This is a genomic window from Actimicrobium antarcticum (assembly GCF_039536745.1).
In the GTDB taxonomy this organism is placed as follows: domain Bacteria; phylum Pseudomonadota; class Gammaproteobacteria; order Burkholderiales; family Burkholderiaceae_D; genus Actimicrobium; species Actimicrobium antarcticum.
The window spans coordinates 163,863-180,343 of record NZ_BAAAZE010000014.1 but is presented as its reverse complement, the minus strand read 5'-3'; the positions used below and the strand labels follow the sequence as shown (position 1 = coordinate 180,343).

General features: G+C 60.2%; 14 protein-coding genes. 7 read left to right on the top strand and 7 right to left on the bottom strand.

The window, feature by feature from the left end; translation table 11 throughout:
* Positions 1–242 precede the first annotated feature (242 nt).
* From ABD720_RS17605 to ABD720_RS17595, 3 genes are read left to right on the top strand one after another with little or no spacing between them, the layout of a single operon-like run.
* Positions 243–2,624 (top strand): ATP-binding protein, encoded by a 2,382-nt coding sequence (locus tag ABD720_RS17605; protein ID WP_344765323.1) that lies wholly within the window; start codon positions 243–245, stop codon positions 2,622–2,624.
* Positions 2,617–3,054: a response regulator gene (locus ABD720_RS17600; protein ID WP_344765321.1), complete on the top strand. Its 438-nt coding sequence runs from the start codon at positions 2,617–2,619 to the stop codon at positions 3,052–3,054. The genes ABD720_RS17605 and ABD720_RS17600 overlap by 8 nt, the downstream gene beginning before the upstream one ends.
* Positions 3,051–5,621: a response regulator gene (locus ABD720_RS17595; protein WP_344765320.1), complete on the top strand. Its 2,571-nt coding sequence runs from the start codon at positions 3,051–3,053 to the stop codon at positions 5,619–5,621. Before ABD720_RS17600 ends, ABD720_RS17595 begins: the two co-directional genes overlap by 4 nt.
* A 35-nt stretch (positions 5,622–5,656) precedes the next feature.
* Here the strand turns inward: ABD720_RS17595 and ABD720_RS17590 are convergent, their stop codons facing one another.
* From ABD720_RS17590 to glmU, 3 genes are all read right to left on the bottom strand, one after another.
* The gene (locus tag ABD720_RS17590) at positions 5,657–6,268 is read right to left on the bottom strand and encodes a biliverdin-producing heme oxygenase (protein WP_344765319.1); all 612 of its coding nucleotides are present in this window, start codon (positions 6,266–6,268) and stop codon (positions 5,657–5,659) included.
* Positions 6,269–6,746: 478 nt separating this feature from the next.
* Positions 6,747–8,576 carry a glutamine--fructose-6-phosphate transaminase (isomerizing) gene (gene glmS, locus ABD720_RS17585; protein WP_344765317.1) on the bottom strand — a complete coding sequence of 610 codons (1,830 nt, stop codon included), beginning with the start codon at positions 8,574–8,576 and terminating at the stop codon, positions 6,747–6,749.
* Positions 8,577–8,587: 11 nt separating this feature from the next.
* Positions 8,588–9,946: a bifunctional UDP-N-acetylglucosamine diphosphorylase/glucosamine-1-phosphate N-acetyltransferase GlmU gene (glmU, locus tag ABD720_RS17580; protein WP_344765315.1), complete on the bottom strand. Its 1,359-nt coding sequence runs from the start codon at positions 9,944–9,946 to the stop codon at positions 8,588–8,590.
* A gap of 109 nt (positions 9,947–10,055) precedes the next feature.
* Here glmU and ABD720_RS17575 point away from each other — a divergent pair, with 109 nt between their 5' ends.
* Entirely contained in the window at positions 10,056–10,859 is an 804-nt protein-coding gene (locus ABD720_RS17575; protein ID WP_344765313.1) for a DUF6279 family lipoprotein, read from the top strand.
* Between the two features lie 17 nt (positions 10,860–10,876).
* On the opposite strand, the gene ABD720_RS17570 is transcribed toward ABD720_RS17575, so the two are convergent.
* The 4 genes from ABD720_RS17570 to ABD720_RS17555 all read right to left on the bottom strand — a co-directional run bounded on the left by ABD720_RS17570 (position 10,877) and on the right by ABD720_RS17555 (position 14,827).
* Positions 10,877–12,499: a DUF6600 domain-containing protein gene (locus ABD720_RS17570; RefSeq protein WP_344765311.1), complete on the bottom strand. Its 1,623-nt coding sequence runs from the start codon at positions 12,497–12,499 to the stop codon at positions 10,877–10,879.
* Positions 12,500–12,619: 120 nt separating this feature from the next.
* Positions 12,620–13,591 carry a tRNA 2-thiocytidine(32) synthetase TtcA gene (ttcA, locus tag ABD720_RS17565; RefSeq protein ID WP_344765309.1) on the bottom strand — a complete coding sequence of 324 codons (972 nt, stop codon included), beginning with the start codon at positions 13,589–13,591 and terminating at the stop codon, positions 12,620–12,622.
* 9 nt (positions 13,592–13,600) lie between these two features.
* Positions 13,601–13,996 carry a dihydroneopterin aldolase gene (locus tag ABD720_RS17560; protein ID WP_344765307.1) on the bottom strand — a complete coding sequence of 132 codons (396 nt, stop codon included), beginning with the start codon at positions 13,994–13,996 and terminating at the stop codon, positions 13,601–13,603.
* 57 nt (positions 13,997–14,053) lie between these two features.
* Positions 14,054–14,827, bottom strand: coding sequence for an SDR family oxidoreductase (locus ABD720_RS17555; protein WP_344765306.1), 774 nt, complete (start codon positions 14,825–14,827; stop codon positions 14,054–14,056).
* 37 nt (positions 14,828–14,864) lie between these two features.
* Here ABD720_RS17555 and ABD720_RS17550 point away from each other — a divergent pair, with 37 nt between their 5' ends.
* From ABD720_RS17550 to ABD720_RS17540, 3 genes are read left to right on the top strand one after another with little or no spacing between them, the layout of a single operon-like run.
* Positions 14,865–16,025 carry a class I SAM-dependent methyltransferase gene (locus ABD720_RS17550; RefSeq protein WP_344765304.1) on the top strand — a complete coding sequence of 387 codons (1,161 nt, stop codon included), beginning with the start codon at positions 14,865–14,867 and terminating at the stop codon, positions 16,023–16,025.
* Positions 16,026–16,035: 10 nt separating this feature from the next.
* The gene (locus ABD720_RS17545) at positions 16,036–16,233 is read left to right on the top strand and encodes a DUF2905 domain-containing protein (protein ID WP_344765302.1); all 198 of its coding nucleotides are present in this window, start codon (positions 16,036–16,038) and stop codon (positions 16,231–16,233) included.
* Between the two features lie 42 nt (positions 16,234–16,275).
* The gene (locus ABD720_RS17540; RefSeq protein ID WP_344765300.1) at positions 16,276–16,473 is read left to right on the top strand and encodes a DUF2905 domain-containing protein; all 198 of its coding nucleotides are present in this window, start codon (positions 16,276–16,278) and stop codon (positions 16,471–16,473) included.
* Positions 16,474–16,481: the final 8 nt, after the last annotated feature.

Sequence of the window (16,481 nt, the reverse complement as noted above, 5' to 3'; positions counted from 1 at the left end):
ATCGCCGAGCCGAAATCTATAGATCGTAAATACTTTAAAGTGACTGACTTTTCATGCAATGCGCACTAGGTTGAAAAAGTCCCACTGGCATGTATCTCGGGCAATACTCATTGACCAAGGCAGGTAGTCCAATACCGCATTGAACTGATCGGGAAAACTGCGATTTCTGGTGTCGACATGTGTCTTGATTCAGGGTGACCCTGCGCACCGTACGCACAGCACACAACGACTGGAACCGTCGAATGACCCGAACCACCGAACTGCCATTCCCCTACAGCATCAAGCGCCATAGCGTCTCCGTCATGAGCTGTGATGACGAGCCGGTGCAGACCCCCGGTTGTATCCAGAGTCATGGCTTGTTGCTGGCAATGCATCCCGATACCTGCATCGTGACCCAGGTCAGTGAAAATTGCGCACGCTGGACCGCGCGCGCGGTGGACGCCACGCTAGGCCAGCCGCTGGCCGACATCATCGGTGCGGGTCCGGCCCAGCGCATCCGGCAACTGCTGGATGGCGAAGAGCTCGTCAACAATCCGACCTACGCAGTCACAACGCGTTTGCCGGGGATGGCACCGGAGGATGCGCCGCTGGACATCAGCGTGCATCTGTCGGGTGGCATGCTGATCGTCGAACTGGAACCGACGGGCCGTGAGACCGCGGCGGCGGCGCCGGACCGGGATTACTACACGCGCGTAAAAAAGACCATGACGCGGCTGCGTGCCAGTACCTCGCTCGCCGGATTTTGCGACGCCATCGCCCAGGAAGTACGCGGCGCCACCGGGCTGGATCGGGCGATGGTGTATCGCTTTCATGATGACGAGTCCGGCGAAATCGTGGCCGATGCACACCGTGACGATCTGCATTCGTGGCTCGGCCTGCGTTATCCGGCCAGTGACATTCCGAAGCCGGCACGAGAAATTTTCAAGCGCATAAGCATCCGTCCCTTGCCCGACGCCAGCGCCGAACTCTGCGAAATCGTACCGCTGCTGGACCCGGCCTCGGGCCGTCCGCTCGACATGACTTATTGCGCGTTGCGCGGTGCATCGGTGATGTACACCGAATACCTCGCCAACATGGGCGTGGCGGCGACGCTGACGATGCCGATCCTGCGCGATGGCGTCTTGTGGGGACTCATCGTTTGCCACAACTACACACCCACGACGATGCCATACGACCTGCGCGCTGCGGCCGAGTTCATCGGCCAGATTGCCTCGCTGGAAATTGCCGCCGCCGAGTCGCGCGAACACGCGCAGTATCAGTTGCGCATCGACACGACGCATCACGCGATGATGACGCGCATGGTGGGCACCGGCGACATGGCGGAGCTGACGCAGGGCGCGCCAGGTTTGCTCGATGGGATCGAGGCTAGCGGTGTCGCCACACTGTGCCGTGATCAGTGGCTGGTGGTGGGTCGCACCCCGCCCGAATTTCAGTTGCAACAGCTGGCGCTCTGGCTCCGTGAACGGTTGCTGCGGGATGGCAAGCGCATCGTCGTCACCGATGCGCTCGGCGCGGCATACCCGCTGGCGGCACAATTTGCCGACATGGCCAGCGGCATGCTGGCGGTGGCGGTATCGGGTTCGCTCACCAGTGACCTGATTATCTGGTTCCGCCCTGAGCAAATGCAGACATTCACCTGGAGTGGCAATCCGTACGACAAGCCGCAGATGGCTGGCCCGAACGGCATGCGCCTGACGCCGCGTCGCAGTTTCGATATCTGGCAGGAGGAGGTGCGCGGACGCTCGCAGCCCTGGAAACAGGTAGAGATCGATGCGGCGTTGAAGTTGCGCCAATGGATAGGCGACCTGATGGTTGGACGCGCCGAACAACTCGATCGGCTCAACGGTGAGCTTTCCCGCAGCAATGACGAGCTCGATGCGTTTGCCTATGTCGCCGGCCACGATCTGAAAGAGCCGCTGCGCGGCATTTACAAAAATGCGTATTACCTCAAGCAAGAGAACGATGCCAGTGGCACGTCGGACACGCTGACCAATGAACGCTTCTCCACCTTGCTGCGCCTGACTGTGCGCATGGACAGCCTGCTGGATGCGCTGCTGCACTTTGCCCGCGTTGGCCGGCTCTCGCTCGACTACGAGCCGGTCGACCTCGGTGTCGTGGTGGGCGAGGCACTCGACATGCTGGGATCACGCCTGACCGAGAGCGGCGTGCAGGTGCGCCTGCCGCGACCGCTACCGGTGGTGCAGTGCGACCGGGTCCGTGCGCGCGAAATTTTTGCCAACCTGATTTCAAATGCCGTGAAGTACAACGACAAGCCCGCGCCCTTGCTGGAGATCGGCTATGTCGATGCCGGGGACATCAACCCGGCGGCCCCATGGCCACTGGCGTCGTCGCCGGTGCAGAAGGAGGCGCTGCTGTTCTACGTCCGCGACAACGGCATCGGTATCGAGCACAGGCACCAGGAACGGGTGTTCCAGATTTTCAAGCGGCTGCATCCGCGCGACGCGTTTGGTGGCGGCAGCGGCGCCGGACTGGCGATTGCACGCAAGCTTGTGGAGCAGCACAACGGCCGCATCTGGTTCGACTCGACGCCGGGTGTCGGGACGACGTTTTACTTTACGCTGGAAGGACCGCCGGTAGTGCTGGCGGAACGACGCCGTGCGTAATCCCGGTAATTTGCAGCAGCCCACCGTGCTGGTCGTCGACGATTCTGAAGACGACTTTGAAACCGTCTGCGTAGCGGCCCGGCTCGCACAGGTCACGGCACAGTTCGTCAATGCCATCGATACCGATGCGGCGTTGCGCATGCTCGATGCGTCGTCACCCGGCGACTTTGTGTTCATGCTGCTGGACTTCAACTTTCCCGGTGTCGATGGACTGACTTTTTTGCAGGAACTGCGTCAGCATCCGGTACATGGACAGATGCCCGTGGTGGTCTTTACAGCGAGTGTCAATCCGCGTGACCAGGCCGCGTTTCTGGCTGCCGGCGCGGATGCTTTCCATGTCAAGACGGTGCGTTTTGACGATTGCCTGCAAATCCTGACCGACATTTTTGCGCACTGGCTGGTACCGCCGTCGACGATAGTTGCACGATGACCGAATCCCTTTGCCAACCGTGGCGAATTCTATTCGTTGACGACAATCCCGATGACCGTGCCGACGCCAAGGCGGCGCTACTCAAGGGATCGCACCGGCGTTACGAATTTATCGAAGCGTCGCTGGCCGCCGACGCACTGCACCTGTGTGCGCAGTTGCCTGCGCTGGACTGCATGGTGCTGGATTTCGATTTGCCTGATGCCGATGCCTTCGAAGTGCTGGCAAGCCTGCCGCGCGATAGCGACAACACGCTCCTGGTTCCGGTGGTGATCCTGACCGGCTCGTCGCGCATGGCGTTGAACCGGGAGGTCCTGCGTGCCGGGGCCGAGGACTACGTCGGCAAGTCATGGCTGGGTACCGAGAGCCTGACACGGGCGGTCGAGAATGCCATCGAACGCCATGCGATGAAGGTTGAACTGCGCCGTGAACGGGCGCGCCAGCAAGTCATTGCCGATATCGAGCACGCGGCGACTGGTGCCTCCAGCGAATCGATGGAGGCGCTGTTCGAGCGGGTGCGCCTGCTGGTGCATGCCGATATCTTTTTTAGTCATCTGGTCGAGGCTGGCGCGCATGGTCCGATGTTGCGGCTCAATGCCGATGCCGGGATTAACCATCAGACACGCCAGCATTTCCTGTTATTCGACACCAGCCAAAGTGTGTACGGCAAAGCGGTCGAGCGCGGTGAACCCGTATTTCGCAGTGACATGCAACACAGCGATGATGCCGATACGGCCATCCTGCGCGGCCTCGGTGTACAAGCGTTAGCGTCGTATCCTTTGCAGGTCGCCGACAGGGTGATCGGCACGCTGGCGTTTGCTTCGTGCGGGCACCGGTTCTTCGGGGCCGAGGAATGTGATTTCATGGGGTTGGTGGTAAGCCTGGTGGGCGCCGCGTGGGAACGGCTGGATGTACTGCGCAAAAAAGAGAGCGAGCTGCGCAGCCTGACCGACAATTCGCCCGACATCCTGACACGCTTCGACCGCCAGTTCCGCCACGTGTTCGTGAATGCGGCCGTCACCCGCGCCACCGGTCGCATGCCCGCCGAGTTCATCGGCAAGAACAATCGCGAACTCGGTATGCCGGAGGTCATGTGTGTCTTGCTGGAACAGGCGATGCAGCAGGTATTCGCGACCGGCGAGACCCAACGGGTCGCCTTTGACTATCCGGCCTTGACCGGCTTGCGGTATTTCGAATGCCAGTTAGTGGCAGAGCATCGTGCTGGTGGCGGCCAGATTGAAAATATTCTCGGCATTACCCACGATGTGACAGAGCGGCGTTATCTGGAACAACAGCGGGAACAGTTGCTCGAAGCAGAGCGCGCCGCGCGTATCGAAAGCGAACGGGCGGCGCTGATCAAGGATGAATTCCTGGCTACGCTGAGCCATGAGTTGCGCACGCCGTTGTCGGCGATTCTGGGCTGGGCCAACCTGCTCAAACGCGCACCGCCCAGCACGGAGTTGTACCGCAAGGGCATCGATGTCATCGCCCGCAACGCCAGCAACCAGGCAGAGTTGATCGGCGATCTGCTCGACATGAACCGTATCGTGTCCGGCAAATTGCGCATGGAAAGCGCACTGCTCGATCTCAACGCCACGGCGGCTGCAGCCATCGATAGCGTCGCGCCAACGGCACTGACCAAAGGCATCACGCTCGATCTCGCACTCGCGGGGGAGGCGCCGGTCATGGTCCTGGGCGACAGTGCGCGCTTGCAGCAGATCCTCTGGAACCTGTTGGCCAATGCGGTTAAATTCACCGCGCCGGGTGGCAGGGTCATGCTGACTCTCGCCACTGGTGGCGATAGCGTGTTCGTGTCGGTCACCGACAATGGCAAGGGCATCGACCTGGCTTTCCTGCCGTATTTGTTTGACCGGTTCAGTCAGGCCGACGGCAGCTCTGCCCGGGTGCATGGCGGATTGGGGCTGGGTCTGTCGATTGTCAAGAACCTGCTGGAACTGCACGGTGGCGCGGTCCACGTCTACAGCGCAGGGCCAGGGCATGGCGCCTGCTTCACGGCGATATTGCCATTGGCTAGTTCGGGAGTCGTGCCGGTCGTCAGCCCGGTGATGGCTCCGGCGCGCGATATCACCGATAATTCCTGGCCAGGCAACGTGGTGACATCAGAGGATCTGGGCGAACTACGGGGGGTGCTGGTTCTGCTGGTGGATGACAACGCCGACGTGCTGGAACTCGGTCGCCGCCTGCTGGCGGATCACGGTGCGACAGTGACAACGGCACAATCCGCCAACGAGGCGTTACAGCAAATTCGCCGGCAAGTACCTGACGTGCTGCTGAGCGATATCGGCATGCCGGTGACCGATGGCTATCAGCTGATTGGACAGGTGCGCCTCGGGATCGGGTTGTCCGAGCAGCGCTTGCCAGCAATCGCTGTGACAGCCTATGCGCGGCCGCAAGACCACATCCGCGCACTGCAGTCGGGCTTTCAGGCCTGCATCGAAAAACCGATTCGACCGCTACTGCTGATCCGCGCCCTGCTGGATTTACCTACCGTGAAAGCGCGCATTCTGGCACGATCCACGGTACCAGCGGATGGCGTTTCCACGCGTTGAATAGAGTGCCGGCCGTGCTGTGTGGCAGAGGTGTATCAGCCAGGCACGCTTGACTCGATGGGGCGCTGGCACGTGTCGAGATGTGCCTTGAAGGTGCTGAACAGCGCCACTGCCGCCGTGGCTGCTGCCGCGTGTTGCTCGGGCGGGCAGCGGGTGTCTGCGCAGTGCAGGAACGCTTGCCACTGACTTTGCCCGTGGTCTCCGTAGATCGTATAAAACTGCCGCGGAAAACCGTCGCCGAGCACCGTGCCCAGCTTGCGGGCAATGAACTGGCCGCCCAGCGTAGCGCCTTCAACCGTGTACAGCATGCCGAACAACGCGCCGACCGAATCGATCGCAGGGCAGGGCGTTGTGATGGCATACGGCATCCGCTTCAGTACGTGCAGATCGGCTTCCAGTGCCGGCAATTTGCGGCGTGGCAGGTAATCGAACAGGTCGGGACAGTGCTGCAGATAGCCGAGGATGGCTGCTTCGGTCTGGGCGTACATGCCGTGCAGCGCGGCCAGTGCGTCACCGTACTGATTGAGGTTTGCTTGCGGCGCGAGCAGTGACGACAACAGCGGGTGGTGATCCAGCACGTGATGCGGTTCTTTGGTGGCTTGCCGCAGCAGCAGGTGCAGTGCCGAAGGTGGTTGTGCTGGAGTCACGGTCGGTCGTGAGGGCCTGTGAAAGTTGGGCGGAAGAGCGTTGCGCGGGAAGCGTTGGCTCTGGTCGATGCCGGGTGTCGGGAAGATTGCCGACCACAGGGGTCTGGCGTTGCCGGTTTCGCCGTTGTCATTTTACTGCAGGCGGTGGCGTGTCCGGTTTGTCTTTTCGGCGGATGGACGGTCTGGGCCGACCGACGCCGGTCTGAGTCGGTCTGTGCAGGATCAATCATGCCGCAGGCGGTGTGATTGACCAGCTTCGCCGAAGTGTCATGGGAGCAGTTTGGTCTCCTGTGCAATGTCCATCCACAGGAGACCTGCTGATCGAATCAGGTCTGCCGCCAACGATGCACGACGACGGTGACATCCTCGACACCTGAAGCCGCCTGAAGCAGGTCGCCGTGTCGGGATGCTTCACTGGTGCGGCCGTCGAGCAGGATGTGGCGGTGCCGCAGTGACCGAACGTCAGCATCCTCCCTGGTTATTCCACCGTCACCGATTTCGCCAGGTTGCGTGGTTTGTCGACATCGGTGCCGCGTGCCAGCGCGGTGTGGTACGCCAGCAATTGCAGCGGTATCACGTGCAGAATCGGCGACAGCAAACCGTAGTGCTCGGGCAAGCGGATCACGTGGAGACCTTCGCTCGACGAGATATGCGAATCGGCATCGGCGAAAACGTACAGCTGGCCGCCACGGGCACGGACTTCCTGCATGTTCGATTTCAGTTTCTCGATCAGGCTATCGTTCGGTGCCACCGTGACCACCGGCATTTCTTCTGTCACCAGTGCCAGCGGGCCATGTTTGAGTTCACCGGCCGGATACGCTTCGGCATGGATGTACGAAATTTCCTTGAGCTTCAGGGCGCCTTCCAGGGCGATCGGATAATGCATGCCCCGGCCCAGGAAAAGCGCATTTTCCTTGCGCGCAAAGGCATCGGCCCAGGCAATGATCTGCGGTTCGAGCGCGAGCACACTTTGAATCGCGGTGGGCAGGTGACGCAGGTTTTTCAGATGGGCATGTTCCTGCTCGTCCGACAGCCTGCCGCGCATTTTTGCCAGCGTCAGTGTCAGCAGGAACAGGGCAGTCAGCTGTGTCGTGAATGCCTTGGTGGAGGCCACGCCGATTTCGGTGCCGGCGCGTGTCAGGTACGACAGTTCGGTCTCGCGCACCATCGCCGAGGTGCCGACATTGCATATCGCCAGCGAATGCCGGTGGCCAAGTTCTTTTGCATACTTGAGTGCGGCCAGCGTGTCGGCAGTTTCGCCGGATTGCGAGATCACGACAATCAGCGCATTCGGGTTGACTGCCGGCGTGCGGTAGCGATACTCGCTGGCGATCTCGACTTGGGTTGGCAGGCCGGTCAGTGATTCGAGCCAGTAACGCGCAGTCATGCCGGAATACAGGCTGGTACCGCAGGCCAGAATCTGGATCGCGTCGATGTCCTTGAAGACGGCACCGGCGCTTGTGCCGAACAGTTCCGGTACGAACCCCTGCACGCCTTCGAGCGTGTCGGTGATGGCGCGTGGTTGCTCGAAAATTTCTTTTTGCATGTAGTGACGATACGGGCCAAGATCGATATCACCGGCATAGGCACTCACCGTGTGGATCACGCGCTCGACCGGCTGGTCGTTCTTGTCGGTGATGCGTACTGCATTGCGCTGCAGGTCGACCACGTCGCCTTCTTCGAGATACAGGATCTGGTCGGTCGAGCCGGATAGCGCCATCGCATCCGACGCCAGGAAATTTTCATTGGTGCCGATGCCGACGATCAGCGGGCAGCCAAAGCGCGCACCGACCACACGGTGTGGTTCATCCTTGCAGAACACGGCAATCGCATACGCGCCGGTGAGTCGCTTGACCGACCGCTGCACGGTGCCGAACAGGTCGCCGTCATACAGGTGGTTGACCAGATGCGCGACCACTTCGGTGTCGGTCTGTGATTCGAAGACGTAACCCAGCGCTTTCAGTTCGGTGCGGATTTCTTCGTAGTTTTCGATAATGCCGTTATGCACTAGCGCAATCCGGTTGACGCCCGATTGGTCCGGTGAAAAATGCGGATGTGCATTGAACGTCACCGGCGCGCCATGCGTGGCCCAGCGGGTATGCGAAATCCCGGTGCTGCCTTCGAGGCCCGACTGCGCGATCTGGCTTTCCAGTTCGGATACACGCGCTACGCTGCGGGCGCGCTGCAGGCCGCCATTGAGTACCGCGACGCCACAGGAATCGTAGCCGCGATATTCCAGCCGTTTCAGGCCTTCGAGCAGGACAGGAATGATGTTGCGCGTGGAGACTGCGCCGACGATACCGCACATAGAGAGTTCCCTTATTTCTTTTGTTTGATGGGCCGTTGCCAGCCGTCGATGGTGAGTTGTTTGCTGCGTGACAGGGTCAGCTTGCCGGCTGGCGCGTCTTTGGTCAGGGTGGTGCCGGCACCGATGGTGGCACCTGCGCCGACCCGCACCGGCGCGACCAGCTGGGTATCGCTGCCGATGAAGACATCGTCTTCGATGATGGTGCGAAATTTATTGACGCCGTCGTAGTTGCAGGTAATCGTGCCTGCGCCGACATTGACCCGTGCGCCTATGGTGGCGTCGCCGATATAGGCCAGGTGGTTGGCTTTGCTGCCGGCACCGAGCTGGCTGTTCTTGATTTCGACGAAGTTGCCGACATGGACACCATCGGCCAGTTCGGCGCCGGGACGCAAGCGGGCATACGGCCCGATCATGGCGGCAGCACCCACCACGGCATCCTCGATATGGCAGAACGGTTTGATGTGTGCGCCGGCCGCAATGCGGGCGTTTTTAATGACGCAATGGGCGTCGATCCGGACGTTATCGGCGACGACCACCGTCCCTTCAAAAACACAGCCGACATCGATGCTGACGTCGCGCCCGCAAATGAGCGTGCCGCGGACATCGATGCGTGCCGGGTCCGCCAGCGTGACGCCCTGTTCCAGCAGGCTGTGGGCGACGTTGCGCTGATGGACACGTTCGAGCTCTGCCAGCTGCACTTTGCTGTTGACGCCCAGGGTTTCCCAAACTGCCCCGGGCTGTGCCGAGTGCACCGCCACACCGTCGGCCACGGCGCAGGCCACGATGTCGGTGAGGTAGTACTCGCCTTGTGCATTGTTATTGGAGAGGGACGCCAGCCAGCGTTTCAGGTGCAAGGTTGGCGCGACCAGGATGCCGGTGTTGATTTCGGTCAGCGCCAGCTCGTCGGCGCTGGCATCTTTTTGTTCGGCAATCCGGACGATCTGGCCGTTCTCGCGCACCATCCGGCCATAGCCGGTCGGGTCGGCCATGTCGACCGTGAGTATGCCGAGTGTGTCGGTGCCGGCGCAGGCAAGCAGGCGGCGCAGCGAGTCACTGGTGGTCAGCGGGACGTCGCCATACAGGACCAGCGTCGGAGTGGTATCGTCGAGAAACGGTAGCGCCTGCATGACAGCGTGACCGGTGCCGAGTTGCGGTTCCTGCTTGGCGAAGACAATGTCCGTGGCGTCGAAGGCAGCCGGTACGGCATCACCACCATGTCCGTAAATAATGCAAAGCCGCGACGGCGAAAGTGTACGGGCAGTATCGACGACATGGGCCAGCAATGATTTGCCGGCCAGCGGGTGCAGTACTTTGGGCAGTGCCGATTGCATGCGTTTTCCCATGCCGGCGGCCAGAATGACAACGTTCATAGGTGCCTGATTGAATAAAGTTCAAAATCTTAACACGCGTCATACGCGTTTCTTGCGGTCGAAAGTCGCCGTTCTGGGTCTGGTCCTTCTCCTGGCTGGTTGCAGTGCTTTGCGTCTTACTTACAATAACGGCGAGACGCTGTCTTATTGGTGGTTGAACAGTTATGTCGGCTTCGATTCGGTACAGCGGTCGCAAGTGCGGCCGCAGATTGATGCCCTGTTTGACTGGCATCGTGAAACCCAGTTGCCGGACTACGCCCAACTTCTGGGTGAGGTCCAGCGCGACCTGCAAAGTGATCTGACCCCGACGATTGCCACGGCCCGATACGCCGCCATGAAAAAACGTGCCGTCATCATGTTCGATCAGGCGTTGCCGGCGTTAGCCGATCTGAGCTTGTCGCTGGATGCCGAGCAGATCGTCACGATCGAAAAAAAATTCGCTTCCAATGCCGAAAGCTATCGTAAAGATTACTTGCGTGGAGACATTGAGGAGCGTCAACAATTTCGTTTCAAAAAAGCCATGAAGCAAGCGGAGTACTGGTTCGGTGACTTCACGCGCGAGCAGGAGGCACAACTCCGTCGGGTGTCGGATGCGCGACCACTCAATAACGAGCTGGTCGGCCTCGACCGTACACGGCGTCAGCGCATTCTGATCGCCCTACTGAAAAAAATCCGTACCGAAAAACCTGCCCGTGACGTCGCCATGCGCTGGCTCAAAGAGCATGTGAGCGCGCAGTACGAACACACGGCGCGGAGCGAGAATGCGGCGTTTTTCGAGGCATCCACGGAGGGTGCCGTCGGCCTGGTCGTGGCGATGGCCAACCTGAGTACGCCGCAGCAAAAAGCGCATGCAGTGCGGAAAATACAGGATGTGCAAAAGATGCTGGCGGATCTGGCAGTGGCCGCCAGCTAAGTCAGTGCAAGCGGTAGTCATCGCTCCGGATGGTCGTGCCGGTGCTGCGGTTTGTCGCGTTCACTGCGGTGTTCGCGCACCTGTCCAGGCGGGCTTGCCGGTCGCTGTACGTCGACCCGACGGGTAGTCAGCGGTGCCGCCGCCACCACGGCAGTTTGTATCGCTGGCGTGGCAGCGACCTGGGGCGATGGTCGCGGTGATTCGCGCCGTTCCAGACCGGATTGTTGATGGCGGCGAGCCTGATCCTGATCGGGAAGCGCATCCGCATTGCGTGCTTGTCGTGCCTCCCTGCGCTGATTGCGTTCAATTTGCCACGCTGCGGAATCAGGTTGCCTTGCCGGTGGTTGCGCTGCCGGCAGAGGCTGTGGCGATGGCAGAGTCGTCATGGTCTGCGGCATGACAGCCACTGCGGGTGCGGCACGGGCCAGTCGGGTCCGATCGTTGTCTGGCGGTGCGGACTGCACGATATTTTGTGCAATGAACCGGGCATGCGGCATCACGGTGACGGCGTTGCTGACGTTGCGGTTCTGATAAACCTGCACGCTGTTATTGACCACGACATGATTGACGATGGTGGTGTTGATTTGCTGTATGTAGCGGGGTGATACCCGGTAAGCCGGCACATAGGCCTCGCGCGGCGCCAGCGGAAACCAGCCCACAGAAGGTGCCACGCCAACCGCATAGGCCCTTTGCGGGCTTGACCCGCCGACCCAACCAACCAGAGCTGGCGCCCATACCGGCCGCGCCACCACGTTGCCGGGTGCCCAACCCCAGCGCTGATCCAGCCACACCCAGCGGCCATAATGGGACGGTGCATAGCCCCATGGCGCGCTGTCGACCCAGGTCCAGCCCCACGGCGCGACCCAGGTCCAGCGCCCGTCGCGGTAGGGTGCCCAGCCTGTCTGGATCACGCGTGGCGACCAGACCGGTCCGTACAGACTGGTAACGCGCCAGTCACCATGGGTATCGAGTTCCTCGTAGCCAGTGGTTTCAGCGGAGACATAGTTGGCCGATACCGAGCGCACATCGTTGCGCTCGCGCAGGGCGCTCCATCGGTCGAAGTCATCGTCGCGCAAGGCCGTGCGCAATTCAATCACACGCAATTCATTGCCCGCGACTTCGGCGCGCCGGCCCGCAGCAATTGAAAATCGGCTGTCGGGCGCATCGAAGCTGGCCGATCCTGACAATACGCTCAACATCGTGACGGGCGCGTCGTCGCGCACATCAATACGCAGTTGCGACGGCTCGGACAGCAAAATGCGTCCCTGTGGCGTGTCGATCTCGACATCACGTGCCAGGTCGGCATTGCGAATATGGATCACTGCGTTGCCGCGATGGATGCGCAGATGGAAGCGGGTATCGTCGAGTTCCACGATATCCAGATCGGTATTGCCATCGAGTCGCACGGCAGCCGAACCAACCCGGATTTCGGCACGGGATGCGGTGTCGGTAGCGAGGCTGTTGCCAGAGGTGATGGGCCAGTTGCGTATCGCTGCGTCTGTGTACCCCGCGCTGCGAAAAGTGACAGCACCCTGCGTGTCGGAAATCCGGCCGACGCGACCGGACGGATCTGCGCTTGCTGGGGTCGACACGGCGGTCAATACCAGCAGGGCAATACAAGGGAAGACGTTGAGTTTCATGGCGGGACACCTTGGGCGATCGGCGAGGCATTCGGATAAGAAGTCCATTACAACCCAAGGTCGTCCGGTTATTCCTGCAACATTACAAAGAGTTGCAGGCAAAAACCTGATACGCCCGCTTTAGTCGCCCGAATGCAACGTAATCACGCCTGGCATCGCCGTCGGTGTTGCGCAGGGTTCGTCATCAAAGGCGATATCGCCATCAGCCACCGGCATGCCGGTCACCGCCAACCCGGCGAAATCGAACAGGTTGCGGTCCATCAGATGCGATGGCGCGACCGTCGACAGCGCGGCAAAGATGTTGTCGGTGCGACCGGGATGCTTTTTGTCCCAATCGCGCAGCATGTTCTTGAGCTGTTTGCGCTGCAGGTTTTCCTGGCTGCCGCACAGGTCACAGGGAATGATCGGAAAGCCCTTGACCTCGGCATACCGTTCGGTATCGGCTTCTTTTACATAGGCCAGCGGCCGGATCACGATGTGCTTGCCGTCGTCGGATTGCAGTTTTGGTGGCATGCTTTTCAGCTTTCCGCCAAAAAACATATTCAGGAAAAAGGTTTCGAGGATGTCATCCCGGTGGTGGCCGAGCGCAATCTTGGTCGCCCCGAGTTCATCGGCGACGCGGTACAGAATGCCGCGCCGCAAACGGGAACACAGCGAGCAGGTGGTCTTGCCTTCGGCAATCACGCGTTTGACGATGCTGTAGGTATCCTGGTTTTCGATATGGAACGCCACGCCGAGTTCGGTCAGGTAGGCCGGCAGGATGTGTTCCGGAAAATTCGGCTGCTTCTGGTCGAGATTGACTGCGATCAGTTCGAAGTTGATCGGCGCGCGTTGCTTGAGCGTCATCAGGATATCGAGCAAGGCATAACTGTCCTTGCCACCGGACAGGCACACCATCACCTTGTCGCCTTCTTCGATCATGTTGAAGTCACCGATGGCCTGACCAACCTGGCGGCACAGGCGTTTGTGCAGCTTGTTATTTTCGTAGGTAATTTTTTCGCGTTGCCTGGCTGACAGCGCCGCCAGTTCCGCTGGATCGGCCAGCGTTGCAGCCGTGTGTGCTGTGTCCTGCCCGGTGCTGATGGTGTTCATGGTATTCACTTAGACAGCCTTGACCCGAAACACTTCGACACCGACTGATTCGCAATCCGGATACACATCTGGCTTCTCGGTCGATACGCGCACGGCGTGCACTTTCGGATGCAGCAGCATGGCCGCGGCGACGTCATCGCACAGCGTTTCCTGCAGATGGATGTGGCCGGCTTCGGTACGCTTTGAAATCGTGCTGCGGATGAAATCGTAATCGACCACTTCATCGAGCAGATCGCCCTTCGGTGTCGATAGTTCCAGCGGAATAAACAGGTCGACATTGATCAGCACGCGCTGCTCGGCTTTCTTTTCAAAATCGTGGACACCGATGTTGATGAGGACTTCATAGTTGCGCAAAAAGAGGCGGCGGCAATCGGTCAGGGCTGGATGGGACAAGAAAGAGGGCATGGTGGCAGTCGTTGGTGGAACGGGTTGAAATAGGTCGTAGAGGATACCGGTGCTGGTTCAGGCAACAAACATGACATCGCGCTGCAGCGGTATCAGGTGCTGGCCGCCATCGACCAGCAAGGTGGTGCCGGTGATCGCCTTTGCGTGGACAACGTAGCATACGGCTTCGGCGATGTCGTCGGCGCTGCTGGAGCGACCAAGGGGTGTGATCTGGTGGGCGCGTTCAAACGCTGCCTGAGTCTGGTCACCGGAAATCAGCGTGATGCCGGGTGCCACGCCAACTACCCGCAATTTTGGCGCGAGTTCCTGTGCCAGCATGGTGGTGGCTGTTTGCAGTGCGGCTTTCGACAAGGTGTATGACAAAAAATCCGGGTTCATGTTGAACAATTTCTGGTCCAGCAAATTGACCACCACGGATTGTTCGCCATCCGGCGTGGCCGCATGCAGTGCTTGCGCCAGCAGGATCGGTGCGGCCAGGTTGGCATGCATGTGGGCATTGAGGACGCGCAATGAAAAATCGGCAGCACCATCTTTCTCGAAGAGCGACGCATTGTTGACCACGCAAGCCAGTCGCCCGCGCTCGCCAAACAGGGCCGCTGCCGCCGGCAGCAAGGCTTTCACGGCGTCTTCATCCGACAGGTCGCATTGCAGGGCGTAGGCCCGCCGTCCCAGCAATTCGATCTCGCGTACCGTGGCAGCGGCCTCGTCAGCGGAGCGATGGTAGTGCACAATGATGTCCCAGCCACGCTCGGCGAGTTCCAGCGCGATGGTGCGGCCTATGCGTTTGGCGGCACCCGTGATGAGTGCAACTTTTTGTCGATTTGTGGTCATAGTGTTGTGCCTTCAGCTGAGATGTCTACATAACGCCATGCAATTGCAACTGCCCGAACCTTCTTACGACGCGCTGTGCGCGTCGCGCTCCCTGCAAACTCTGATTGCCAATGATATCCGCCACAATTCGGGCTGGATTTCATTTTCGCGCTACATGGAGCTGGCGCTGTATGCGCCGGATCTCGGTTACTACAGTGGCGGTGCCGCCAAGCTGGGAAAAGACGGAGATTTTACAACCGCGCCCGAAATCACGTCGCTTTTCGGCGCGACGCTGGCGCGGGCAGTCGTCGACCTGCTGCCAATGACCGCGCCGCAACTGCTCGAATTTGGCGCCGGCACCGGCAAGCTGGCATTCGACATGTTGACCGAACTGGCCGCGTTGGGTGTCTCGTTACACCGGTATTCGATCGTGGAGCTGTCCGGCGAGTTGCGTGCGCGCCAGCAGCAGATGCTCAAGGACTTTCCGCAAGTAGTTTGGCTGGATCATTTTCCGTCGGCCTTTGCCGGCGTCGTGATTGGCAACGAAGTACTGGATGCCATGCCGACCCATCTGGTCGTCAAGACCGAGCATGGCTGGCGCGAGCGCGGCATCGGTTTGTCGGCGCGCAATTTTGTGTTCCGCGAACACTTGTGCGATCCGGCACTGGTGGCACAAATCCCGGAAGCCGATACGCTGCCGGTCGGCTACGCCACCGAGGTGCATCCGGTCGGCATCGGTTTCATGCATTCATTGGCCGAGATCCTGTGTGCTGGTTTCGAGGAATCGGGCCAGGGCAGCGCTGCCATCCTCATCGACTATGGTTTTCCGGCGCGCGAATATTATCTTGACCAGCGCGATCACGGCACCCTGATGTGCCACTACCGGCACCACGCCCATGGCGATCCGTTTTTCCTGCCGGGTTTGCAGGACATTACTGCGCATGTCGATTTCACCGCCATGGCGACGGCGGCGGTGGAAGGCGGTCTGGAACTGCTGGGGTACATGAGCCAGGCCTCATTTCTGCTGGAAGCGGGTCTTGGCGACCTGCTGTTGCGCACCGCGCCGGAGGATGGTCGTCGTTATCTGCCGCAAGCCAACGCCGTGCAAAAACTCACGTCGCCCGCGGAGATGGGCGAGCTGTTCAAGGTGCTGGTGGTTGGCAAGAAGCTGCGTCTGCCGGAGCGCTTCGTGCGCAACGACCGCAGTCATCGCCTGTGAAGGACGCCTCATGATTCGCTGGTTCCTTGCCATTTTTGTGGGCCTGATCGTATTATCGGCAGCCTTGCCCTGGCTCGAAAAAATCGGTCTCGGCCGCTTGCCTGGCGATATTCGTTTCCGTTTGTTCGGCAAGAATATCTTTCTGCCGTTTGCCTCGACGGTCCTGTTGTCGCTGTTGCTATTCGTGGTGATGCGATTGATCCGCTAAGATAGGCCACTCGGCAGGTTTGCCGTTGTTGAGAGGCATGCAATGATACGCTGGGTGGCTGTGATTTTTGTCGGTTTGATCATTTTTCCGGTGCTGTTGCCGTGGCTGAGCAAGCTCGGCATCGGCCGGATACCCGGCGACGTGCGCTTCACGCTTTTCGGTTTTCCCTTCTGTCTGCCATTCGGCTCCACGCTTGTCGTCTCGGCACTGGTCATCCTGACGGCCGAATTATTAAAATGAAACCTGCG